The sequence below is a fragment of the Crenobacter caeni genome, assembly GCF_010435965.1.
Taxonomy (GTDB): Bacteria; Pseudomonadota; Gammaproteobacteria; order Burkholderiales; family Chromobacteriaceae; genus Craterilacuibacter; species Craterilacuibacter caeni.
This window is the reverse complement of the sequence record NZ_JAAGAA010000011.1, coordinates 45,262-66,686: the sequence shown is the minus strand read 5'-3', so window position 1 is coordinate 66,686 and position 21,425 is coordinate 45,262. Positions and strand designations below refer to the sequence as shown.

The 21,425-nt window shown below is 68.5% G+C and carries 20 protein-coding genes; 6 read left to right on the top strand and 14 right to left on the bottom strand.

Annotated features, from left to right (window positions below):
* Positions 1-4: 4 nt before the first annotated feature.
* The 5 genes from purD (at position 5) to GZH52_RS12615 (ending at position 4,305) form a co-directional block, all read left to right on the top strand.
* On the top strand, positions 5-1,276 hold the full coding sequence (gene purD / locus GZH52_RS12635) for a phosphoribosylamine--glycine ligase (protein WP_163316818.1): 1,272 nt from the start codon (positions 5-7) through the stop codon (positions 1,274-1,276).
* A gap of 78 nt (positions 1,277-1,354) precedes the next feature.
* Positions 1,355-1,918 (top strand): L-threonylcarbamoyladenylate synthase, encoded by a 564-nt coding sequence (locus GZH52_RS12630; RefSeq protein ID WP_203525745.1) that lies wholly within the window; start codon positions 1,355-1,357, stop codon positions 1,916-1,918.
* A 15-nt stretch (positions 1,919-1,933) separates the two neighbouring features.
* Complete coding sequence (gene tolQ, locus GZH52_RS12625; RefSeq protein ID WP_163316817.1) at positions 1,934-2,602, top strand: protein TolQ; 669 nt, start codon at positions 1,934-1,936, stop codon at positions 2,600-2,602.
* Between the two features lie 69 nt (positions 2,603-2,671).
* On the top strand, positions 2,672-3,547 hold the full coding sequence (yedA, locus tag GZH52_RS12620) for a drug/metabolite exporter YedA (RefSeq protein ID WP_163316816.1): 876 nt from the start codon (positions 2,672-2,674) through the stop codon (positions 3,545-3,547).
* Positions 3,548-3,654: 107 nt separating this feature from the next.
* Positions 3,655-4,305, top strand: a complete 651-nt coding sequence (locus tag GZH52_RS12615; RefSeq protein ID WP_163316815.1) for an MOSC domain-containing protein — start codon at positions 3,655-3,657, stop codon at positions 4,303-4,305.
* A 3-nt stretch (positions 4,306-4,308) separates the two neighbouring features.
* Here GZH52_RS12615 and ampD read toward each other — a convergent pair whose 3' ends face one another.
* Entirely contained in the window at positions 4,309-4,899 is a 591-nt protein-coding gene (ampD, locus tag GZH52_RS12610) for a 1,6-anhydro-N-acetylmuramyl-L-alanine amidase AmpD (RefSeq protein WP_163316814.1), read from the bottom strand.
* A gap of 138 nt (positions 4,900-5,037) precedes the next feature.
* On the opposite strand from ampD, the gene GZH52_RS12605 reads away from it, so the two are divergent.
* Positions 5,038-5,559 (top strand): hemerythrin domain-containing protein, encoded by a 522-nt coding sequence (locus GZH52_RS12605; RefSeq protein WP_163316813.1) that lies wholly within the window; start codon positions 5,038-5,040, stop codon positions 5,557-5,559.
* A 65-nt stretch (positions 5,560-5,624) separates the two neighbouring features.
* Here the strand turns inward: GZH52_RS12605 and tal are convergent, their stop codons facing one another.
* From tal to kup, 13 genes are all read right to left on the bottom strand, one after another.
* On the bottom strand, positions 5,625-6,686 hold the full coding sequence (tal, locus tag GZH52_RS12600; RefSeq protein WP_163316812.1) for a transaldolase: 1,062 nt from the start codon (positions 6,684-6,686) through the stop codon (positions 5,625-5,627).
* Positions 6,687-6,855: 169 nt separating this feature from the next.
* Positions 6,856-8,376 carry a hypothetical protein gene (locus tag GZH52_RS12595; RefSeq protein WP_163316811.1) on the bottom strand — a complete coding sequence of 507 codons (1,521 nt, stop codon included), beginning with the start codon at positions 8,374-8,376 and terminating at the stop codon, positions 6,856-6,858.
* 50 nt (positions 8,377-8,426) lie between these two features.
* The gene (gene phoR, locus GZH52_RS12590; RefSeq protein ID WP_163316810.1) at positions 8,427-9,749 is read right to left on the bottom strand and encodes a phosphate regulon sensor histidine kinase PhoR; all 1,323 of its coding nucleotides are present in this window, start codon (positions 9,747-9,749) and stop codon (positions 8,427-8,429) included.
* A 7-nt stretch (positions 9,750-9,756) separates the two neighbouring features.
* The gene (gene phoB, locus GZH52_RS12585; RefSeq protein ID WP_163316809.1) at positions 9,757-10,446 is read right to left on the bottom strand and encodes a phosphate regulon transcriptional regulator PhoB; all 690 of its coding nucleotides are present in this window, start codon (positions 10,444-10,446) and stop codon (positions 9,757-9,759) included.
* A gap of 110 nt (positions 10,447-10,556) precedes the next feature.
* Positions 10,557-11,411: a methylated-DNA--[protein]-cysteine S-methyltransferase gene (locus GZH52_RS12580; protein ID WP_163316808.1), complete on the bottom strand. Its 855-nt coding sequence runs from the start codon at positions 11,409-11,411 to the stop codon at positions 10,557-10,559.
* Positions 11,412-11,537: 126 nt separating this feature from the next.
* Positions 11,538-12,965 carry a gamma-aminobutyraldehyde dehydrogenase gene (locus GZH52_RS12575; protein ID WP_163316807.1) on the bottom strand — a complete coding sequence of 476 codons (1,428 nt, stop codon included), beginning with the start codon at positions 12,963-12,965 and terminating at the stop codon, positions 11,538-11,540.
* A gap of 29 nt (positions 12,966-12,994) precedes the next feature.
* Positions 12,995-13,801 carry an ABC transporter permease gene (locus GZH52_RS12570; protein ID WP_163316806.1) on the bottom strand — a complete coding sequence of 269 codons (807 nt, stop codon included), beginning with the start codon at positions 13,799-13,801 and terminating at the stop codon, positions 12,995-12,997.
* Positions 13,791-14,744: an ABC transporter permease gene (locus GZH52_RS12565; RefSeq protein ID WP_163316805.1), complete on the bottom strand. Its 954-nt coding sequence runs from the start codon at positions 14,742-14,744 to the stop codon at positions 13,791-13,793. The genes GZH52_RS12570 and GZH52_RS12565 overlap by 11 nt, the downstream gene beginning before the upstream one ends.
* Entirely contained in the window at positions 14,741-15,742 is a 1,002-nt protein-coding gene (locus GZH52_RS12560) for an ABC transporter ATP-binding protein (RefSeq protein WP_163316804.1), read from the bottom strand. The genes GZH52_RS12565 and GZH52_RS12560 overlap by 4 nt, the downstream gene beginning before the upstream one ends.
* An 81-nt stretch (positions 15,743-15,823) precedes the next feature.
* On the bottom strand, positions 15,824-16,969 hold the full coding sequence (locus GZH52_RS12555; RefSeq protein WP_163316803.1) for an ABC transporter substrate-binding protein: 1,146 nt from the start codon (positions 16,967-16,969) through the stop codon (positions 15,824-15,826).
* Positions 16,970-17,212: 243 nt separating this feature from the next.
* Complete coding sequence (gene argA / locus GZH52_RS12550; protein WP_163316802.1) at positions 17,213-18,538, bottom strand: amino-acid N-acetyltransferase; 1,326 nt, start codon at positions 18,536-18,538, stop codon at positions 17,213-17,215.
* Positions 18,539-18,548: 10 nt separating this feature from the next.
* The gene (gene argB, locus GZH52_RS12545; RefSeq protein WP_163316801.1) at positions 18,549-19,370 is read right to left on the bottom strand and encodes an acetylglutamate kinase; all 822 of its coding nucleotides are present in this window, start codon (positions 19,368-19,370) and stop codon (positions 18,549-18,551) included.
* 113 nt (positions 19,371-19,483) lie between these two features.
* Positions 19,484-21,355, bottom strand: a complete 1,872-nt coding sequence (gene kup, locus GZH52_RS12540; protein WP_163316800.1) for a low affinity potassium transporter Kup — start codon at positions 21,353-21,355, stop codon at positions 19,484-19,486.
* Positions 21,356-21,425 lie beyond the last annotated feature (70 nt).

The window sequence follows — 21,425 nt, the reverse complement described above, 5'->3', positions numbered from 1 at the left end:
TTACATGAACATCCTCGTCATCGGTTCCGGCGGGCGCGAGCACGCGCTCGCCTGGCGCATCGCGCAGTCGCCGCGCGTCGCCAAAGTCTTCGTCGCGCCGGGCAACGCCGGCACCGCGCTGGACACGCGTCTCACCAACGTCGCGATCAGCGACATCGCCGGGCTGGCCGCCTTCGCCAAGGAAAACGACGTCGCGCTGACCGTGGTCGGCCCCGAGGCGCCGCTGGCCGCCGGCGTGGTCGACGCCTTCCGCACCGCCGGCCTGCGCATCTTCGGGCCGACGCAGTACTGCGCGCAGCTGGAGAGCTCGAAGGACTTCGCCAAGGCCTTTATGCAGCGCCACGGCATCCCGACCGCCGGCTACCAGACCTTCACCGACGCCGCCGCCGCGCGCGACTATGTGACGGCCAAGGGTGCGCCGATCGTGATCAAGGCCGACGGCCTGGCCGCCGGCAAGGGCGTGGTGGTCGCAATGACGCTCGATGAGGCGCATGCCGCGATCGACGACATGCTGCTGGGCAACAAGATGGGTTCGGCCGGCGCGCGCGTGGTGATCGAGGACTTCCTCGAGGGCGAGGAGGCGAGCTTCATCGTGATGGTCGACGGCGAACATGTGCTGCCGATGGCGACCAGCCAGGACCACAAGCGGCTGCTGGATGGCGATCAGGGTCCGAACACCGGCGGCATGGGCGCGTACAGCCCGGCACCGGTGGTGACGCCCGAGGTGCACGAGCGCGCGATGCGCGAGATCATCCTGCCGACGGTGGCAGGGATGAAGAAGGACGGCCACGCGTACACCGGCTTTTTGTACGCCGGGCTGATGATAGACAAGCAGGGCCAGCCCTACACCATCGAGTTCAACTGCCGCTTCGGCGACCCGGAAACCCAGCCTATCATGGCGCGCATGCAGTCGGACTTCACCGAACTGTTGGACGCCGGCGTCGACGGCAAGCTGGATCAGGTGCAAGCAAAGTGGGACAGCCGCGTCGCGCTGGGCGTGGTGCTGGCTGCCGCCGGTTATCCGGACGCACCGCAGAAGGGCGCCGTGATCAGCGGCATCCCGGCGGAGACGGCCGACGGCATGGTGTTCCACGCCGGCACGGCTGAGGACGCGGAAGGGCGCGCGGTAGTGTCCGGCGGCCGCGTGCTGTGCGCGGTGGGCCTGGGCGACACTGTCGCCGACGCGCAGGCGCGTGCATACCAAGTGGCCGACGCCGTGCACTTTGACGGCTGCCAGCTGCGCCGCGATATCGGCTACCGCGCGATCGGCCGTTAAGCGCTGCACTGCAACGCGGCGGCTGCCCAGCTCGGCCGCCGGTTGCTACAATGTCGCCTTCATCCCGAGGGCGACCCTTTGCCGATTAGAAAGCTACCCAGCGCCGCGCTGCTTGCGCGGGCCCGTGCCGTCTACCGTGGCGGCGGCGTGCTCGCGTACGCGACCGAGTCCTGCTTCGGGCTCGGGTGCGACCCGCTGAACGCGCAGGCGCTGCGCCGGGTGATCGCGCTCAAGGGGCGGCCCAACTACAAGGGGCTGATCGTCGTCGGCGCGAGCCTCGAACAGCTCGCGCCCCTGATCCGGCCCTTGAGCGCGGCCGAGCGCGCCACCGTCGCGCGCTACTGGCCGGGGCCGACCACCTTCCTGATCCCCGCCTCGCGCAAGGTGCTGCCGCTGTTGCGCGGCCGCCACCGCAAGATCGCGGTGCGGGTCACCGCGCACCGCGAGACCGCCAGCCTGTGCCACGCGCTGGGCCCGCTGGTGTCGACCTCGGCCAACCGCGCCGGCCAACGTGCACTCAGAAGCGCCGCGGCCTGCCGGCACGCGTTCGGCGCGCAGGTGCTGACGCTGCCCGGCCGCGTCGGCAGCCGGCGCAAACCCTCGACCATCATCGACCTCGAAAGCGGCCGCGTGCTGCGTTAAGACCAAGGAAACCCCATGCAGGAAATGTCCGTCGTCAGCCTGATCCTCAACGCCAGCCTGGTCGTCCAGCTGGTGATGGCCGGCCTGGTGCTCACCTCGGTGCTGTCGTGGGCGCTGATCTTCAACAAGGTGTCGGTGCTGCGCGGCGCGCGGCGCGAGGCCGAGAGCTTCGAGCAGAAATTCTGGAGCGGCGCCGACCTGACCCGCCTGTACGAGGACGCCGCGCGCCACAGCGAGCGCGGCAGCATGGAGACCATCTTCCACGCCGGCTTCGCCGAGTTCCTCAAGCTGCGCGGCCGGCCGGGTGCCGAGCTGTCCGACATCATGGACGGCAGCCGCCGCGCGATGCGTGCCGCCGCCCAGCGCGAGCTGGACGAACTGGAGAGCCACAACGCCTTCCTCGCCACCGTCGGCTCGGTCAGCCCCTACGTCGGCCTGTTCGGCACGGTGTGGGGCATCATGCACGCCTTCATCGGGCTGGGAAACGCCGGCCAGGCCACGCTCGCCACCGTCGCGCCGGGCATCGCCGAGGCGCTGATCGCCACCGCAATCGGCCTGTTCGCCGCGATCCCGGCGGTGATCGCGTACAACCGCTTCGCGACCGACGTCGACCGTCTGGCGACCCGCTACGACACCTATATGGAAGAGTTCTCCAACATCCTGCAGCGGCTCGCCACCCGCTGACCCGCCACCGGCAGCCGTGTCACGGCTGCCCTTTTTTTGCCCGCCGTTTGGCCCGTTTTTGGAAGACCGATGCCCGCCACCGCCCCCAACCGCCTGCTCTTGCTGTTCTGCTTCTTCTGCCTGTACGTGATCTGGGGGTCGACCTATTTCGCGATCCGCATCGGCGTCGAGTACTGGCCGCCGTTCATGATGGCCGGTGTGCGTTTCTTCTGCGCCGGGCTGATCCTGATGGCGGTGCTGCTGGTCACCCGCCAGTGGTCGCTGCCGTCGGCGGCGGAACTGAAGGGCGCGGCCATCCTCGGCGTGCTGATGCCGGGTGTCGGCAACGGGCTGGTGACGCTGGCCGAGAAGGACGTCTCCAGTGGTGTTGCCGCGCTGGTGGTCGCCACCGTGCCGCTGTTCGCGACGCTGTTCGCCCAGCTGCTGTTCCGCCAGAAGGCGCGTTCGCTTGAGTGGGCCGGCATCGCGCTGGGCTTCGCCGGCATGGTCTTCCTGAATATGGGCGCCAACCTGCAGGCGAGCCCGACGGGCGCGGTGCTGCTGCTCGCCGCGTCGGCCGGCTGGGCGCTCGGCTCGGCGTGGAGCCGCCACCTCGCGCAGCCCAAGGGCATCGCCGGCAGCGCGTGGATGATGGTGTTCGGCGGCGCCTCGCTGCTGCTGGCGAGCCTCGCCAAGGGCGAGACGCTGACCGCGCTGCCGCCCCTGCCAGGCTGGCTGGCCGTGGGGTATCTGGTGGTGTTCGGGTCTATCGTCGCGTACAGCGCCTACCTCTACCTCCTGAAGAACGTATCGGCCGCGGCGGCGACCAGCTACGCCTACGTGAACCCGATCATCGCCGTGCTCTTGGGCGTCGCCTTCCTCGGCGAACATGTCGGCGCGCACGAGCTGACCGCGATGGCGGTCATCGTCACCGCCGTAGTGCTGATCAGCTGGAAGAAGGGCTGACCGGCAGGCCGCCCGCCTCGACCCGGTGCCGCCCTGCTTGGCGCGGCGAGCCTGCGGTTGGCCTCGGCGGTGCGTGCCTCGACCCGGGCGAGGCAGAAAGGAAAACGATGCAGATCAGGCTGTTGGGGCTGTTTGCCGGCCGTGCCGCGCCCCTGGGCGACGGCAGCCGGCCATCGGCCATCGTCAAGGCGGCGGTACCGGCGTTGACGCTGGGCGCGACGGGCCCGCTGGAGGACGAGCAGGCCGACTTGCGGGTGCACGGCGGCGTCGACAAGGCGGTGCACTGCTTCCCGTCCGAACACTACGCGCGGCTCGCCGCCGCGTTCCCGCATGCGCCGGCCGCGTGGGGCGCCGGCTTTCTCGGCGAGAACCTCGCGCTGGCCGGCTTGACCGAGGGCGGACTCAGGCTGGGCGACCGCCTGCTGGTCGGCGACGCGGTGCTGGAAGTCAGCCAGCCACGCAGCCCGTGCTGGAAGATAGACGCGCGCGCGGGCGAGGACGGTGTCGCCGCTCATATCGACCGCCACCACCTGACCGGCTGGTACTGCCGGGTATTGCAGGGCGCGCGTATCGACGCGGCCAGCGAAGTGCGGCTGCAGGTGGTCGACCCGGCCGCGCCGACCCTGCTTGAGCTGCTGCAGGCGATGGCCGAGCACCGGCCGGACCCGGCGCACCTGCGTGCGCTGGCGGTGCCGGCGCTGACCGCCGCCTGGCGCGACAAGCTGCACCGCCGCGCCGACTGGCTGGCTGCGCGGTAGCGCTCAGGCGCCGGTTTCCGCCTCGCCCAGCCACTTGGGCAGCGTGCCTGCCAGCCTGTCCCACTCGAAGCAAGGGCCGGGGTCGGTCTTGCGGCCGGGGGCGATGTACTGATGGCCGGTGACGGCGCTCAGCGGCAGCTCGCGCGCGAGCAGTGAGGCGAGCCGGTTCAGTGTCGCGTACTGCGCGTCGGTGAACGGCTCGAAGTCCGAGCCTTCCATTTCCACGCCGAGCGAGAAGTCGTTGCAGCGCTCGCGCCCGCAGTAGGCCGACACGCCGGCGTGCCAGGCGCGGCGGTTCACCGGCACGAACTGCACCAGCTCCCCATCGCGGCGGATGAAGAAGTGCGCCGACACCCTGAGGTGCGCGATGCCCGCGTAGTACGGGTGTTCATCGGGGTTGAGCGTGTTGCCGAACAGCTGCTCGACGCCGGGGCCGCCGTACTCGTTCGGCGGCAGGCTGATGTTGTGCAGTACCAAGAGCGTCGGCGCTGCACCTTGCGGGTAGTCGTCGCAGTTGGGCGAGGCGAGGTGGCGGGCGGGGTGGACGCGGCCGTCGGGCGAGAGCGTCAGTTCGGGTGCGGGGTCGGCTTGCATGGTGCGCGCGCGGGTGCATGATGAAGACAGGCCAGCAATTTAGCTTAAAAAGGCGGCCACGGCTTGAGCGGGATCATGGTCGCTGCCGATTTCGCTTGGCAAACTGGGTCATTGTTCATTTGCTTGAGGAGTCTTGCCATGCTGTCCCTGGACCAGTTGGGCCGGACCGGCCCTTCGTTCGACGAACCGATCGAGATGCTGACGGCCTGCCACGACAAGATCCGCGGTTTCTGCGACCAGCTGGAGAAGCTGCCGGCGTACGTCGCCGCACATGGGGTGAACGCGCAGGTGGTCGGCGCGGTCGACGCCGCGCTGCGCTATTTCGACACCGCCGGCCCGCAGCACCATCAGGACGAGGAGGACGAGCTGTTCCCGCTGTTGCAGGCGCGTCGTCCGGACGCCCTGCCCAAGCTCGAGCAGCTCGAGGCCGAGCACGGTTACCTGATTTCGCGCTGGACCGCGATCCGCGACGACCTGGTCGCGCTGCGCGACGGCGACGCGAGCGCCCTCAGCCGCATCGACATTGCCGATTTCGTCCGCCTCTACCGCGAGCACGCGGCGATCGAGGAGGCATGGCTGTTTCCGCTGGCGAGCGAACTCCTGAGCGAGGACGAGCTGAAGGAAGCCGGCGTGCACATGGCGGCGCGCCGCCAGGGCTGATCCCCTTCTGTCCTACGCAAAACGGGCGGCCGAGGCCGCCCGTTTGTTTTGCCGGAACGCAGCGCTTACGCGGTAAGCGCGAGCAGCGCGTCGAACGCCTCGTCGAACAGCTTGAGGCCGTCGGCCTGCAACTGGTCACCGGTGGCGGCCAAGTCAACGCCGGCATCGGACGCGCCCTGCAGCACGACGAAGGCATCATCCATGCCGGTGGCGAGCGTGGCGGCGGCGACGCCGTGGTCGCGGAACGCGGCGAGCGTCGCGTCGGGGATGGTATTGACCGTCTCGTCGCCGATCAGGCTCTCCACGTACAGCACGTCGGAGTAGGCCTTGTTCTTGGTGCCGGTCGACGCCCACAACAGGTACTGCGCGCGCGCGCCGGCGGCCTTGAGCTGAGCGAACTCCTCACCGTTGAAGCGCTCGTGGTAGCGCGCGTACGCGGCCTTGGACAGTGCGACGGCAACCTTGCCCTGTAGTTCGGCCGGCAGCAGCGGGTCGAGCAGCGAGTCGACGCGCGACAGGAAGAAGCTGGCGACCGCCTTGACGTGGCCCAGCGGCGCGCCGTCGGCGTGGCGCGCCTTGAGGCCGGCGATATACGCGTCCCATACCGCGTCGACCTGCGCGAGCGAGAACAGCAGCGTGATGTTGACGTTGACGCCCTCGCGGGTCAGCACTTCGAAGGCGCGGATGCCGGCCGGTGTGGCCGGGATCTTGATCATCGCGTTCGGGCGGGCGAGTTCGGCCCACAGGCGGCGCGCGGCGGCGAGGGTACCGGCCTCGTCGTGGGCGAGGTGCGGCGACACTTCGAGGCTGACGTAGCCGTCGGCGCCGGCGGTTTCGCGGTACAGAGGCGCCAATAGGTCGCACGCGGCCTGGATGTCGGGCACCACCAGCGCCTCGTAACGCGCCTCGGCGCTGAGCGATGCGTCACCCTTCAGGCGGGCGAGGTCGTCCCGGTAGCGCGCGTCGTTCGCGATCGCCTTGTAGAAGATCGCCGGGTTGGAGGTGACGCCGGCGATGCCGTCGTCGGCGAGCAGGCGGGCGAGTTCGCCCGAGGCGATCAGTTCGCGGGACAGGTTGTCCAGCCAGACTCGCTGGCCGAACGGGAGGATGGCGCGTACACGGTTCATGCTTTTGTCTTTATGTGGTCTTGTCTCTGGAGCGTAATGCTAGCCCCGACGCGCGGACGCTGCCAAGCGCCGGCAACGGCAGGCACCGCTGTGGCGCCCGCCGCGTGCCGGAAGTGTTGCATTTGCGGGGTGCACCGCCCGCAAGAAGCTGAGGGTGGGGCAAGCCGGGTCAGTTGCTGCAGGTGCCCTGCGCGACGCAAGGGTCGAGCACCTTCAGGCGGGTCCAGTCCACTCCCGCCTGCAGGGGAAAGCGATACTGCTGGCCGTTGGCGAACGGGATGTTGTTCAACTGGGCGAAGGTCACCAAGGGTTGCGGGTAACCCAGGCTGAGATAGGTCTGGCCGGACTCGACCTCCAGCGCCCAGGTTGCACCTCCCGGCCCGGAGGTGTCGCCGACGTACATGCCGTAGGTCGCCATTGCGCGCAGGATGGTTTTCTTCCAGTTGGGCACTGCCAGTGCGTTGATCTCGTCAAGGGTGTAATCAAGGTAGAAGTGGGTACCGTTGGGGATTCCTGGGTTATTCGGACACTGGTAAGCCACCTCGACCGCCGGGTAGACAAAGGTGCTGGCCGAGCAACTGATGTTGACGAACAGCGCATGGTTGATCTGGCCATCGATCAGCTCCTGCGCGCGGATGATGCCGGCGAGGTTGCTGTAGCCGGCCGAGGTCGTGCCGACCGTGTCTTGCAGGTTGGGGCTGATGCCAGTGCCGTTGATGCTGGCAGCGCCCCCCCCGCCGACTTGCAGGATGCCGCCACCAGCAGGTTTGCTGGTAACAGACCAAAAGCTGTAGACCATTCCGTTGGCCTGATCGACGACGGTCATATGGCCATCTTCGCCGCCGGCGGGCTTGGCTGCATCGGGGATGCGCAGCGTAGAGCCCGCCGGCAGTGTCGTTGACGCCCCCCAGCTGTATGAGTACTGGACAGTGAATACTGGGTCGGTCGGGCTGGAGTAGTAGGTCGGATGGCCGTAGTCGAGTTGCGGCGCCACCGAGTCATCGATCACCTGCAGGTCGTTTGGGGTGCCGGTGCCACTATTGAGCCATGCAACGATCTGGGCGGAGTTGCTGGCAATTGTGGGATTGGCGGGGATGGGGCGGTTGAACGGACTGCTGCTGTTAAATGGCCGCCAGCAAGCCCCCGGCCAGTTGCCGGGGCTGAAAGTCCCGAATGCATTCTGGCAAGACGGGTTGAAGTAATTGGCTAGGAAACCGTACAGGTTGGCATTGGAGAAAAACGTGTTCAGTGCCGCGTAAAACTGGGCGGAGAGGGTGCTGTTGTTGCTACTTGAGGTGGACGTCAGCGTCGGGGTAATCGAAAAGCTGGACGCGCCGGTACCGGACAAGGCGGCAAGGTTGGTAGCGTCTACGATAAACGGGTTGGTGGACGTGCTACCCGTGCTGGTCGATGTGCCGACAGTGGGTGTGATCGCCAGGTTTGCCGTGGTTGTACTGAACGGGGTGGCTGGCTTGACAGACGTGACCGTGAACGGGGTGGCGGGACTGTCCGACGCGCTCTGGCCGGACGTCTTGATTTCGATGCTGCTGGGGATGTCCCCGGTGCCGGACCCCAGGCAGCCGGCGAGGGTGAGGCTACCCAGCGCGAGCAGGGACAGGTTCCGGATGGGAGCGGCTTTTTTTGGCGCATTATGCATGATGGTCTCCTGTGAAACATAGGTGTTGCCCATCTGCTATAGACACCCGTAAGTCATCAGGAGGAATTGTTGCGCCGGAATGCTCAGGCCGGGTCTGTCCCCGTCTTTGCCGCCCCACACAGTTGTTCGCGGGTGAAGCTGACGCTGAAGCTGCTGCCCTGGTCGGGTTTGCTCTCTACGTCCAGGCGCGCGCGGTGGCGTGCCAGCACATGCTTGACGATGGCGAGACCCAGCCCGGTGCCGCCACTGGCACGCGAGCGGCCGCGGTCGACCCGGTAGAAGCGCTCGGTCAGGCGCGGGATATGCTCGCGCGGGATGCCGATGCCGGTGTCGGTGACGGTGAAGCGCCCGCCGTCGGGGCCGGCGCGCCACGCGAGCGTGATGCGGCCGCCCTCCGGCGTGTAGCGCACCGCGTTCGACACCAGGTTGCCGAACGCCGAGTGCAATTCGAACGGATTGCCCCACAGTGCGTCGGGTGCGGCGTCGAGCACCTCGACGCGGTGGCGGCCCTGCGACAGGCCTTCGGCCTCGACGCGCAAGGTGTTCATCAGTGCAGCCATGTCGACGCGTTCGAGTTCGGTCTGCCTCGGTTCGTTTTCCAGCCGGGATAGTGCCAGCAGGTCCTCGACCAGCCGCTGCATGCGGCGCGACTGTTCGAGCATCATCGGCAGGAACTGGCGCAGCGTGGCGTCGTCGACATGGTCCATGTCGGACAGCGTCTCGATAAAGCCGCCGACCACGGTCAGCGGCGTGCGCAATTCGTGCGAGACGTTGGCGACGAAGTCGCGGTGCACGGTCTGCACGCGTTCGAGCTGGGTGATGTCGCGCGAGAGCAGCAGCTTGCGCGACAAATCGAACGGCACCAGCTGGATCGACAGCACGCGTTCGCGCGCGTGGCCGGTGACCAGCGTCAGCGGCTGGTTGAAGCGGCCGGCGGCGAGGTAGCCGTGGAACGCCGGGTGGCGGATCAGGTTGAGCACCTGACTGCCGGTGTCGCGCTTGCGGTCGAGGCCGAAATGTTCGACCGCCATCGGGTTCATCCACTCGATGCGCTCGTGTTCATCGAGCACCAGCACGCCGTCGGGCATCGCCTCGCCCGCGCTGGTGAAGCGCTCGAGCGTGCCGGCGAGCTTCTTGCGCCCTTCATGCTGCTTGCGCGCCTGGCGGTACAGCCCCATGAACACCGCGTGCCACGAGCCGTAGCCCTCGGGCATATGGTAGGGGCTGGGGTGCTGCATCCACGCGATCAGCCGCGCGACATGCCACAGGTGAAAGCCCAGCCAGACGAGGGTGGCGGCGAGCGCGGCGGCAAGCGCGACGGCCGCGCCGAAGGCGAGCGCCAGGGCCAGCGCGCCCAGCGTGACGAAGAGCGCGATCGACAGCGATCGTTGGACGAATTCCCGCAAGCTGACCTCAGGCTTCCTTGGAGAAACGGTAGCCGGCGCCGCGCACGGTCTGCACCAGCGCGTCGTGGCCGGTGGCTTCCAGCGCGCCGCGCAGGCGGCGGATATGCACGTCGACCGTGCGCTCCTCGACGAACACGTGGTCACCCCACACCTGGTCGAGCAGCTGGGTGCGCGAGTGTACGCGCTCGGGGTGGGTCATGAAGAAGTGCAGCAGGCGGAACTCGGTCGGGCCGAGGTCGAGCGGCTGGCCGCCGACGCTGACGCGGTGGGTGACCGGATCCAGCCTGAGGCCGTTCACCTCGACCGCGTCGTCGGTCATCTGCGGTGCGCGCCGGCGCAGCACCGCCTTGATGCGGGCGAGCAGCTCGCGCGGCGAGAACGGCTTGGTGATGTAGTCGTCGGCGCCGGTCTCCAGCCCGACCACCTTGTCCTGCTCGTCCGAGCGCGCGGTCAGCATGATGATCGGAATCTGCCGGGTGCGCTCGTCACTGCGCAGGCGGCGCGCGATATCGACGCCGGACGCGCCGGGCAGCATCCAGTCGAGCAGGATCAGGTCGGGCAGCGCGCTGTTGATCAGCGTATGCGCGGCCTCGGCGCTGCCTGCGCGCAGCACGTGGTGACCGGCCTGGGTCAGGTTGAAGGCGATCAGTTCCTGGATCGCCGGCTCGTCTTCGACGAGCAGGATATTGGCTGGCATGTGCGAGACGTTCCCGTTCTATGGTCAGCGCAAGGATAAGGACGGGGCATTACAGAAAGATGACAGTTTGACGCAAAGGGCGGCCGGGGGAAACCCGCCCGGTTTTTGTATCAGCACCCGTCGCCGTCCAGGCGGGCGGCCTCCCACAGCTGGATCGCCTGCTTGCGCTCGCCGCCCCAGCGGTACTGGCCAACCTCGCCGCCTTCGCGGATCACCCGGTGGCAGGGGATCAGGTAGGCGAGGTCGTTGGCGGCGAGCGCGCTGCCGACGGCGCGGGCCGCGCGCGGCGCTCCGGCCATGCCCGCCAGCTGGCGGTAGGAGACGAGCCGGCCGCAGCCGGTGTCCAAGAGTGCTTCCCACACCTTTAGCTGGAAGTTGCTGCCCTTGAGCAGCAGGGGCAGCGGGGCGCCGGACGTGGCCGGCGCGAACACGCGCTCGAGCCAGGCGCGGGCGGCGGCGTCGTCGCGCCGGAGCGCTGCCCGCGGCCACGCGGTGGCGAGGCGGGCCTCGAGTTCGGCCCGCGGCGCGCCGGCGAAGGCCAGGTGGCAGACGCCGCGGGTCGTCCAGCCGATCAGCGCGCCGCCGAACGGCGACGGCCCCCAGCCGTAGCCGACGGTGACACCCTGTCCGCCTGCGCGGATTTCGCCCGGCGTCATCGCCTCGCAGGTGACCATCAGCTCGTGCAGACGGCTGCCACTGCTGAGGCCCAGCGCGTGGGTGACGCTCAGCATGTCCTGCGATGTGGCAAGCGCGGAAAGCGCGTGCTGCTTGCTCAGGTACTGCAAAAAGCGCTTGGGCGAGACGCCGGCCCACTCGGAAAACACCCGCTGCAGGTGGCCGGGGCTGAGGTGTACCGCACGGGCAAGGTCTTCCAGCGTCGGCTGTTCGTGCGCGTGCGCGCGCAGGTGGCGGATCGCCGCCTCGACCAGGGCGTAGTGGCGGGTAGCGGTATCGTTGGCGCTCATGACATTGCTTCCGTCTGCGGGATCACCCTGACGATAGGGAGGCGCCCAGCGGCGGACAAGCCGATTCTTGCGAAGATGCGCGCAAGGGGCGGCAAGGCCGGGGGCGGGCGCCCCCGGCCTGACGGCTTAGTGCCTGATCATCACGTGGCGGGCGACGCTGTAGTCTTCCAGCGCGTACACCGACATGTCCTTGCCGTAGCCGGACTGTTTGAGCCCGCCGTGTGGCATCTCGCTGACCAGCATGAAGTGGGTGTTGACCCAGGTGCAGCCGTACTCGAGGCGGGCGCTGGCGTCCATCGCGCGGCCGATGTTCTGCGTCCACACGCTGGAGGCGAGGCCGTAGTCGGAGTCGTTCGCCCACGCGATCACGTCGTCGTTGTCGCCAAACGGCGTCAGGCTGATGACCGGGCCGAACACTTCGCGCCGCACGATCTCGTCGCTTTGGTGCGCACCGGCGAGCACGGTCGGCTGGAAGAACCAGCCGCTGCCGCTTGCGCGGTTGCCGCCGGTCAGGCATTCGATGTGCGGCTGGGCGCGGGCGCGCTCGACATGGGCCTCGACGCGGGCGAGGTGCTCGCGGGTGATCACCGGGCCCATCTCGACGCCGGCCTCGTGCTGGGTGCCGACCTTGATGGTCGACACCGCGCTGGCGAGGTCCGCCGCCAGCCGTTCGTACACCTTCTCGTGCACATACAGGCGGCAGGCGGCGGTGCAGTCCTGCCCGGCGTTGTAGAAGCCGAAGGTACGGATGCCGTCGACCACTGCGGCAAGGTCGGCGTCGTCGTACACGATCACCGGCGCCTTGCCGCCCAGTTCAAGGTGGGTGCGCTTGACGCCGTTTTGCGCGGCGGCGAGCACGTGGCGGCCGGTGGCGACGCTACCGGTGACCGACACCATGCGCACGCGCGCGTCGCCGATCAGCGGCGCGCCGACGGTCGCGCCGCGGCCGTACACCACGTTGACGACGCCGGGCGGGAACAGCTCGGCGAGCCACTGGCACAGCCTGAGCGTGGTCAGCGGCGTCTGCTCGGACGGCTTGAGCACCACGGTGTTGCCGGCGGCCAGCGCCGGCGCGAGCTTCCACGCGGCCATCATCAGCGGGTAGTTCCACGGCGCGATCGACGCGACCACGCCAACGGGATCGCGGCGGATCATGCTGGTGTGGCCGGCCAGGTATTCGCCGGCCGCCTGGCCGTGCTGGGTGCGGCAGGCGCCGGCGAAGAAGCGGAAGGTGTCGGCGATGGCCGGCATCTCGTCGGCGAGCACCGCCGCGTACGGCTTGCCGCAGTTGTCCGACTCCAGCCGCGCCAGCTCCTCGGCGTGGTTTTCGATGCGGTTAGCCAGCGCGAGCAGCGCCTCGGCGCGGGCTTTCACCTGCGTCTGCCGCCACGCGGGGAAGGCGGCCTGCGCGGCGGCGACCGCCGCGTCTATCTGCTCGGGGCCGGCCTCGGCGATGCGCGCGATTTCCTGGCCGGTGGCCGGGTTGTAGACGGGCTGCGTCTCGCCCGTGCCGGCGACGCGTTCGCCGCCGATCAATAGGGTGTGCTCGTACATGGGTGCTTCTCCCCCTGGTGGAAACTGGGTCATTTGCCGCTGCCGGCGGTGTCGGTGGTGTCGCGCGTCAGGTACCACGCGCCGAGGATGGGCAGGGTGGTCACCGCCATCACCAGCATGGCGACCACGTTGGTCACCGGCACGTCGCGCGGGCGGCCCAACTGGTTGAGCATCCAGATTGGCAGCGTCACTTCATGGCCGGCGGTGAAGGTGGTGACGATGATCTCGTCGAACGACAGCGCGAACGCCAGCATGCCGCCGGCCAGCAAGGACGTCGCCAGCGACGGCAGCACCACGTGGCGGAAGCTCTGGAAGCTGTCGGCGCCCAGGTCCATCGATGCCTCGATCAGCGAGGCGGGCAGGCGCCTGAGCCGCGCGACGACGTTGTTGTAGACGATGACCACGCAGAAGGTGGCGTGGCCGACCACGATGGTCAGCATGCCCGGCTCAAGCGCGGCGACCTTGAACGCGTTCAGTAGCGCGATACCGGTGATGATGCCCGGCAGCGCGATCGGCAGGATCAAGAGCAGGGTGATGCCGTTCTTGCCGCAGAAGTCGCGCCGGGACAGCGCGAGCGCGGCGAGCGTGCCCAGCACCAGCGCCAGTGCCGTCGCCTCGGCGGCGACCTTTAGCGAGACGGTGATGGCGTCGAAGATGTCCTGGCGGGCGAAGGCGTCGGCGAACCAGTGCAGGGTGAAGCCCTGCAGCGGGAAGGAGAACGCGCTCTCCTCGGTGTTGAACGCGTAGGCGAAGATCACCAGGATCGGGAAGTGCAGGAAGGCGAGGCCGCCGTAGGCGGCCAGGCGCAGGGCCCAGGGCGTGCGTTCAGAGTGCATCGAAGGCTCCCGTGCGTTTGGCGAGGGTCAGGTAGACGCCGATCAGCACGATGGGCACCACGGTAAACGCGGCGGCCATCGGCATGTTGCCGACCGAGCCTTGCATGCTGTACACCATATTGCCGATGTAGAAACCGGACGGGCCGATCAGCTGCGGGATGATGTAGTCGCCCAGCGTCAGCGAGAAGGTGAAGATCGACCCGGCCACCACGCCGGGAACCGCCATCGGCAGGATGATATGGACGAAGGTCTGCCACGGCCGCGCGCCGAGGTCGGACGACGCGGCGAGCAGGTTGTCCGGGATGCGCTCGAGCGCCGCCTGGATCGGCAGGATCATGAATGGCAGCCAGATGTAGACGAACACCCAGAAGCGGCCGAAGTTGGAGGTCGACAGCGTGCTGCCGCCTATTCCCGGCAGCGTCAGCATCCATTCGTACAGCGGGGTGAGGCCGAGCTTGTCGATCAGCCACCAGCTGATGCCGCCCTTGGCCAGCAGCACCGTCCACGCGTACACCTTGACCAGGTAGCTCGCCCACATCGGCAGCATCACCGCCACGTAGAAGAACGCCTTTTCGCTGCCTTTGGCGTAGCGCGCCATGTAGTAGGCGAGCGGAAAGGCCAAGAGCGCGCTCATCGCCGACACCGCCAGCGCCATCGACACCGTGCGCAGCACGATGTCGAGGTTGGCCGCATCCAGCAGCGCGCGGTAGTTGGCCAGCGTCCACTCGGGCGTCACCTGCATGCTGAAGTCGTCGAAGGTGTAGAAACTCTGCGCGATCAGCGTTAGCAGCGAACCCAGGTACACCACGCCGAACCACAACAAGGGCGGGGTCAGCAGCAACAGCAGCGCCAGCGTGGTGCGCCGGTACAGCAGCGCCGAGACGCGGCGCGCGAGTGACGTGCGGGGGGCCGGGGAGGTGGGGGAGATGGCCATGCTGCTCATGCCGCCTCCGGCAGCCAGTGCGCGGCGTCACGTTCCCACGCAAGCTCGACCTCGGTGCCGACCTCGGGCATCTGCAGCGAAAAGCTCGGCAGTTGCGCTGACAGGTACCGGCCGGCCACCTCGACGTCGACGCGGTTGACCGGCCCCAGGAAGGCGACTTCGCGCACCACGCCACGTACGCTGATGGCGCCGTCGAAGCGCCCCAGCCGGATGCGCTCGGGGCGGATCGCGAACGCGCCCCGGCGGCCGGTAAGCGTTTCGGCCAGCGCGCCGTCGACCACGTTGCTGGTGCCGACAAAGTCGGCGACGAAGCGGCTGGCCGGCTGGCTATACAAGGCCTGCGGGGTGTCGACCTGCTCGATGCGGCCACGGGCAAACACCGCGACGCGGTCGGACATCGACAGCGCCTCGGACTGGTCGTGGGTGACGAACACGAAGGTGATGCCGAGCTGGCGCTGCAGCGCCTTCAGTTCGCCCTGCATCTGCTCCCTGAGCTTCAAATCGAGCGCGCCCAAGGGTTCGTCGAGCAGCAGCACGCGCGGGCGGCCGACCAGCGCGCGCGCCAGCGCCACACGCTGGCGCTGGCCGCCGGAGAGCTGGCCGGGCTTGCGCGCGGCAAAGCCATCGAGTGCGACCATCGCCAGCGCCTCTTCGGCGCGCGCGTACCGCTCGCGTTTGGCGACGCCCTTGATCATCAGCGGGTAGGCGACGTTTTCCAGCACGTTCATGGTCGGGAACAGCGCGTAGTCCTGGAACACGGTGTTCACGTTGCGCTCGAACGGCGGCAGGCGGCTGGCGTCGACGCCGTCGATCAGCACGCGGCCGCTACTCGGCAGCTCGAAGCCGGCGATCAGGCGCAAGCAGGTGGTCTTGCCCGAGCCGGACGGCCCGAGCATGGAGAAGAATTCGCCTTCGCGGATGGCGAGGTTGACATCATCGACCGCGTTGACCGCGCCATAGCTGCGGCGGACGCGGTCGAATTCGACGGCGTGTTTCATGGACGGACTCCGGGTGCGGGTGGGCGTGGCAAGGCCCTGCCTGGCCGCGCGGCACAGGCAGGTGATCGTTGCTGCGGGTGTTTACTTGCCGCCCATCACGCCGATGTAGTCGCGCGTCCAGGTGCTGTACGGCACGCAGCTGCCCTGGCTGGCGCACTTGGCGGTCGGTGTCTTCCAGAAACGGACCTTGGCGAAGTTGTCAAAGCCGTTGCTCTGGCAGAAGTTGCTGCCGCCGGGCGCCTTCTCCTTGCACGCAGCCGGGGTGACCGGGTTGGAGCCGAACCATTCGGCCAGCGCCGACTGCAATTTCGGGTTCAGCGAGTACTCCATCCACTTGTACGCGCAGGTTGGGTGCTTGGCGTCGGCATGCAGCATGGTAGTGTCCGCCCAGCCGGTGACGCCTTCCTTCGGCACCACCGACGCGATCGGCTGCTTCTCGGCCTTCAGCGCGTTGACCTGGTAGCCCCAGGCGCTGGACGCGGCGACGCCCTCATTCTTGAAGTCGTTCATCTGCACGGTCACGTCGTGCCAGTAGCGGTGCTTGAGCGCGTTCTGCTGCCTGAGCAGCTTGAGCGCCTCGGCGTACTGCTTGTCGTTGAGCTCGTACGGGTCCTTGATGCCGAGGTCGGGGCGCTTGCTCATCAGGTAGAGCGCGGCGTCGGCGATGTAGATCGGGCCGTCGTAAGCCTGGATGCGGCCCTTGTTCGGCTTGCCGTCCGGCAGGTTCTGCGGCTCGAACACCACCGCCCACGAGGTCGGCGGGGTCTTGAACACCTTGGTGTTGTACATCAGCACGTTCGGGCCCCACTGGTAGGGCACGCCGTAGGCTGCGCCGCCGACCGTGTACCACGGCGCGCCCTGCAGGCGCTTGTCGACGTTCTTGTAGCTGGGGATCAGCGCGAGGTTGATCGGCTGCACCTTCTTGCCGGCGACCAGGCGCAGGCTGGCATCACCCGAAGCAGTGACCAGGTCGTAGCCGCCCTTGTTCATCAGGCTGACCATCTCGTCCGAGGTGGCCGCGGTCTTGACGTTGACCTTGCAGCCGGTCGCCTTCTCGAACGGGGTCACCCAGTCGTAGGCCTTGTCGGTGCTGCCGTTCTCGATGTAGCCGGGCCACGCGATGATGTCGAGGCGGCCTTCGGGGGCGCCCAGCTTGGCCAGGGGCGCGGCGTGGGCGGTCAGGGTGCCGGCGATCAGGGTGCCGGCGAGCACGAGGGTCTGCTTCATGTCTTCTCTTCTCCTTGCTTGGGGTCCAGTCCGGTAAGGGATGCCTGGCGGACGGGCGCCTCTGCGTGCGCCTCGCGGTGTTTAATTTATTGAATGGCTACGGCCAAAAGAGAAGGGGACGACGCAAAAAAAGCCTTGCCAATCGGCTGCAAGTGGCTGATGCGTATGTTTTTTGCATCAGTTGGCGGGGTGCTGCACTGCGGTGGTGCAGGGTGTTGAATAAAACGAACGGTGTGGTGCGCGTTAACCGGCGACCGGACGCACGAATACCTTGGAGCGGCGGCGCGCGTTGTACGCGGCGCGCTTGGCGGCGGGCAGCGCGGCGGGCGACGCCTCGGTGAAGCCGCGCTCGACGAACCATTGCGCGGTCTGGGTGGTCAGCACGAACAGCCGGCTCAGGCCGGCGTCGCGCGCGGCGTGCTCGACATGGTCAAGCAGCAAATCGCCGAAGCCGCGCCGCTGCCAGCGGGTGCCGACCGCGAGGCAGGCCAGTTCGGCCATGCCGTCGGCCGGGAAGGGATGCAGCGCGACGCAGCCGGCGGCCTGGCCGTCGTGTTCGAGCACGAAGTAGTGCTCAAGCGAGCGCGCGAGCTCTGCGCGGCCGCGGGCGACCAGCTTGCCGCAGTCGATCAGCGGCGCGGTCAGCGCGACCAGCGCGTCAAGGTCGGTGTCCCGTGCGGCGCGCACGTTCACCAGCGGCGCGGCGGAGATGGCGGTACCGCTGCCGGTGCGGGTGAACAGTTCGCGCAGCAGCGCCTCGTCGCAGGCTTCGCCGATCAGGTGGGCGCGGGCGACGCCGGCGGCCACCGCCCGGAGCGCGCCGGCCATGCACAGGCGCACGCCTTCGGCGAGGTGGCCGCCCTGTTCGTGCAGCCAGCGTCCGCCATCGGCGGGGGTGAACGCGCGCTGCAGCTGGCCTTGCGCGTCGCGGATGCCGTCGTCGATGTCGAGGAGGAAGATCAGCTTGTCGGCTTTAAGCGCCGTGGCCGTCTCCGCGGCGACGTCTTCCAGCGCGAGGCTGAAGCTCTCGCCGGTGGGCGAGTAACCGAGCGGCGAGAGCAGCACCAGCTCGCCGGCATCCAGCCGCTGGCGGATGCCCTCGTCGTCGATGCGGCGCAGGCAGCCGGCGCCCAGCATGTCGACGCCGTCGAGCACGCCTAAGGGGCTGGCGACCAGATAGTTGCCGCCGGCGACCCTGAGCTTGGCGCCGGCCATCGGGAAGTGCGGCGCGCCGGCGGAGAGTTGCGCCTCGATCTCGGCGCGCACGCCGCCGACGCCCTGCTTGAACGCACGCATCGACGCACCGCCGAAAATGCAGCGTCCGCCGTAAAAGCCGCCCTGCAGTTGCTGGGTCGCCAGTTGGGCGCGCACCTGAGGCTGCGCGTCGTGGATCAGCACGATGCGGATGCCCAGCCCTGCCAGCAGGCTGAGGTCCTGTGCGAACAGGGCGAAGCGCGGCGAGTCGACCAGGCCGCCGTTGAAGGCGATCACGAAGGTCTGCGTGCGAAAGGCGTGGATATACGGCGCGGCCTCGCGAAACAGCGGGATGAAGCGGGCGTCGGTGTCCATCGCGGCGGCCTCAGGCGCGGATCGCGGTGCCGCCGCGGCCCTCGCGCACGGCGGCGGTCAGCGCACCGGCCACACGGCCGTCGACGATGCGCACGTAGCCCACGCCCTGGCGGGCGGTGGCGAGCGCGGCCTCGACCTTGGGCAGCATGCCGCCACCTATGGTCCCCGCCGCGATGAGGCTGGCCACCGCCTCGCCGTCCAGTTCGGCGAGCACGACGCCGTCCCGGTCCAGCACGCCGGCGGTGTTGGTCAGCATGAGCAGCGCGTCGGCTCCGAGCGCGCGGGCGATCGCCGCGGCCGCGAAGTCAGCGTTGACGTTGCACGGCGCGCCGTCCTCGGCCAGCGCGAACGGCGCGACCACCGGCAGGTAGCCGGCGTCCAGCAAGGTGGCGAGCACATCGGTGTCGACGCGGACCACCTCGCCGACCCGCCCGAGGTCGAGCGGCCGGCCGTTTGGCCCTTCGCCCCAGCGTTTGCGCGCGCCGAGCAGGCCGCCGTCCACCCCGCTGACGCCGAACGCGCGCGCGCCGGCGCGCTGCAGGCCGGCGACCAGGTCGGGGCCTACCGCGCCGGCGAGCACCAGCTGGACGACCGCCATGGTCGTCTCGTCGGTGACGCGCAGGCCGTTGACGAAGCGGCCGTCGAGGCCGAGCCGGCCGAGCATGGCGTCGATCTGCGGGCCGCCGCCGTGGACGACGACCAGCCGCCAGCCCTCGGCGGCGAGCGCGGCGACGTCTTTGAGGAAGGCGTGTTGCAAGGAGGCGTCGGTCATCGCGTTGCCGCCGTATTTGACGACCAGCGTGCCGCGCCCGGCAGTGGCGGGGGTAGGCATGACATTCCCTGTCGGTTTCCGTGTGGAAAATGATAGGGAAGGGCGGCGGTGCCGGCTGTCAAAATCCGGTCGGCACCCGCCAAAATCCGTTCAACCGGCGCGCCGGTGGCGGCTTACAGCTCGACCTGCGCGCCCAGTTCGACCACGCGGTTGGTCGGGATCCGGAAGAAGTCGGTCGCCTTCAGCGCGTTCTTGCTCATCCACACGAACAGCTTCTCGCGCCAGCGCGCCATGCCCGGGCGCTCGGTCGAGATCAGCGTCTCGCGCGACAGGAAGAACGAGGTGTCCATCACCTCGAAGGCGAGGCCGTAGGGCTCGGAGAGCGCGAGGATCTCGTTGACGTCCGGCGCCTCCTTGTAGCCGTACTCGGCGATCACCTGCCAGAACGACGCGGAGAGCTGGCTGACGGTCAGCCGTTCGGCCGGGTCGACGTAAGGCTCCTCGCGGGTGCGCACGGTCAGCAGCACCACGCGGTCGTGCAGCACCTTGTTGTGCTTGAGGTTGTGCAGCAGCGCGTGCGGCACGCCGTGGCTGCTGCTGGTCATGAACACCGCGGTGCCGGGCACACGGGTCGGCGGCCAGGTTTCCATGTTCTCGATGAAGCCCTCCAGCGGGATCGCCTGCTCGTCCAGCCTTTGCATCAGGATCTCGCGGCCGCGCTTCCAGGTGGTCATCAGCGTGAACATCAGCGCGCCGATCGCCAGCGGCAGCCAGCCGCCGGCGACGATCTTGTGGACGTTGGCGGCGAACAGCGGCACGTCGATGCACAGGAACAGGAAGGCCACCGGCAGCACGGCGGCGGCCGGCCAGCGCCAGTTGCGCAGCGCGACCGTGGTCGACAGCAAGGTGGTGATCACCATGGTGCCGGTCACCGCGATGCCGTACGCGGCGGCCAGGTTGCTCGAAGTGCCGAACGACAGCACGACCAGCACGACGGCGCCCAACAGGAACCAGTTGACCATCGGGATGTAGATCTGGCCGATCTCCATCTCCGAGGTGTGCAGGATGGACAGGCGCGGGATGTAGCCCAGCTGCACCGCCTGGCGGGTCAGCGAGAACACGCCGGAGATCACCGCCTGCGACGCGATCACCGTCGCCAGCGTGGCGAGGCCGACCAGCGGCAACAGCGCCCAGTCCGGCGCCAGGTTGAAGAAGGGGTTCTTCACGGCGGCGGGGTCGGCGAGCACCAGCGCGCCCTGGCCGAAGTAGTTGAGCACCAGCGAGGGCAGCACCAGCGCAAACCACGCGCGGCGGATCGGACGCTTGCCGAAGTGGCCCATGTCGGCGTACAGCGCCTCGGTGCCGGTGATCGCCAGCACCACCGCGCCCAGCGTCAGGAAGGCGAGCATGCCGTTGTCGACCATGAAGCGGTAGCCCCAGACGGGGTTCAGCGCCCCGAGCACCTCGGGGTTGTCCAGGATGCCGCCGACGCCGAGCACGCCGAGGCTGATAAACCAGAGCCCCATCACCGGCCCGAACAGCGTGCCGACGCGCGCGGTGCCGTGCTTCTGGATCAGGAACAGCAAGGTGAGCACCACCAGCGAGACCGGCAGCACGTAGGGCTTGAAGGCGGGGGTGACCACCTCCAGGCCCTCGACCGCCGAGAGCACCGACATCGCCGGAGTGATGATCACCTCGCCGTAGAAGAAGCCGGCGCCTGTGATGCCGAGGATCATCAGCAGCCAGCCGGGCACGCCGGCGATGCGGCGGCGGGCGAGCGCCATCAGCGTGAGGATGCCGCCCTCGCCGCGGTTGTCTGCGCGCAACACGAAGGCGAGGTACTTGATCGAGACGACGATGATCAGCTCCCAGAACACCAGCGACAGGATGCCGAGCACGTTGTCGTGGTTGGGGACGAGGCCGAGGTGGGGGCCGAACGCTTCCTTCAGCGTATACAGCGGGCTGGTGCCGATGTCGCCGTAGACGACACCGAGCGCCGCCAGCGTGACGCCGAGCGTGGCCTTGTTATGTTCTTGTTGTTGCATGATTACCCTTTATGGCAGGAGGGCAGCGGATTCTGTGGCGGTGCAGCAGGGCACCGGACTCGCGCGAAGC

What these genes read in the sequence shown, in the direction of transcription:
- purD (WP_163316818.1), top strand. Translation starts at nt 5, where the DNA reads ATGAACATCCTCGTCATCGGTTCCGGCGGGCGCGAGCACGCGCTCGCC.
- ampD (WP_163316814.1), bottom strand. Translation starts at nt 4,899, where the DNA reads ATGCAAGCCGACCCCGCACCCGAACTGACGCTCTCGCCCGACGGCCGC.
- GZH52_RS12570 (WP_163316806.1), bottom strand. Translation starts at nt 13,801, where the DNA reads ATGCACTCTGAACGCACGCCCTGGGCCCTGCGCCTGGCCGCCTACGGC.
- phoB (WP_163316809.1), bottom strand. Translation starts at nt 10,446, where the DNA reads ATGCCAGCCAATATCCTGCTCGTCGAAGACGAGCCGGCGATCCAGGAA.
- GZH52_RS12555 (WP_163316803.1), bottom strand. Translation starts at nt 16,969, where the DNA reads ATGAAGCAGACCCTCGTGCTCGCCGGCACCCTGATCGCCGGCACCCTG.
- yedA (WP_163316816.1), top strand. Translation starts at nt 2,672, where the DNA reads ATGCCCGCCACCGCCCCCAACCGCCTGCTCTTGCTGTTCTGCTTCTTC.
- tal (WP_163316812.1), bottom strand. Translation starts at nt 6,686, where the DNA reads ATGAACCGTGTACGCGCCATCCTCCCGTTCGGCCAGCGAGTCTGGCTG.
- argB (WP_163316801.1), bottom strand. Translation starts at nt 19,370, where the DNA reads ATGCCTACCCCCGCCACTGCCGGGCGCGGCACGCTGGTCGTCAAATAC.
- tolQ (WP_163316817.1), top strand. Translation starts at nt 1,934, where the DNA reads ATGCAGGAAATGTCCGTCGTCAGCCTGATCCTCAACGCCAGCCTGGTC.
- GZH52_RS12605 (WP_163316813.1), top strand. Translation starts at nt 5,038, where the DNA reads ATGCTGTCCCTGGACCAGTTGGGCCGGACCGGCCCTTCGTTCGACGAA.
- GZH52_RS12575 (WP_163316807.1), bottom strand. Translation starts at nt 12,965, where the DNA reads ATGTACGAGCACACCCTATTGATCGGCGGCGAACGCGTCGCCGGCACG.
- GZH52_RS12565 (WP_163316805.1), bottom strand. Translation starts at nt 14,744, where the DNA reads ATGAGCAGCATGGCCATCTCCCCCACCTCCCCGGCCCCCCGCACGTCA.
- argA (WP_163316802.1), bottom strand. Translation starts at nt 18,538, where the DNA reads ATGGACACCGACGCCCGCTTCATCCCGCTGTTTCGCGAGGCCGCGCCG.
- GZH52_RS12615 (WP_163316815.1), top strand. Translation starts at nt 3,655, where the DNA reads ATGCAGATCAGGCTGTTGGGGCTGTTTGCCGGCCGTGCCGCGCCCCTG.
- GZH52_RS12560 (WP_163316804.1), bottom strand. Translation starts at nt 15,742, where the DNA reads ATGAAACACGCCGTCGAATTCGACCGCGTCCGCCGCAGCTATGGCGCG.
- kup (WP_163316800.1), bottom strand. Translation starts at nt 21,355, where the DNA reads ATGCAACAACAAGAACATAACAAGGCCACGCTCGGCGTCACGCTGGCG.
- GZH52_RS12595 (WP_163316811.1), bottom strand. Translation starts at nt 8,376, where the DNA reads ATGGGCAACACCTATGTTTCACAGGAGACCATCATGCATAATGCGCCA.
- GZH52_RS12580 (WP_163316808.1), bottom strand. Translation starts at nt 11,411, where the DNA reads ATGAGCGCCAACGATACCGCTACCCGCCACTACGCCCTGGTCGAGGCG.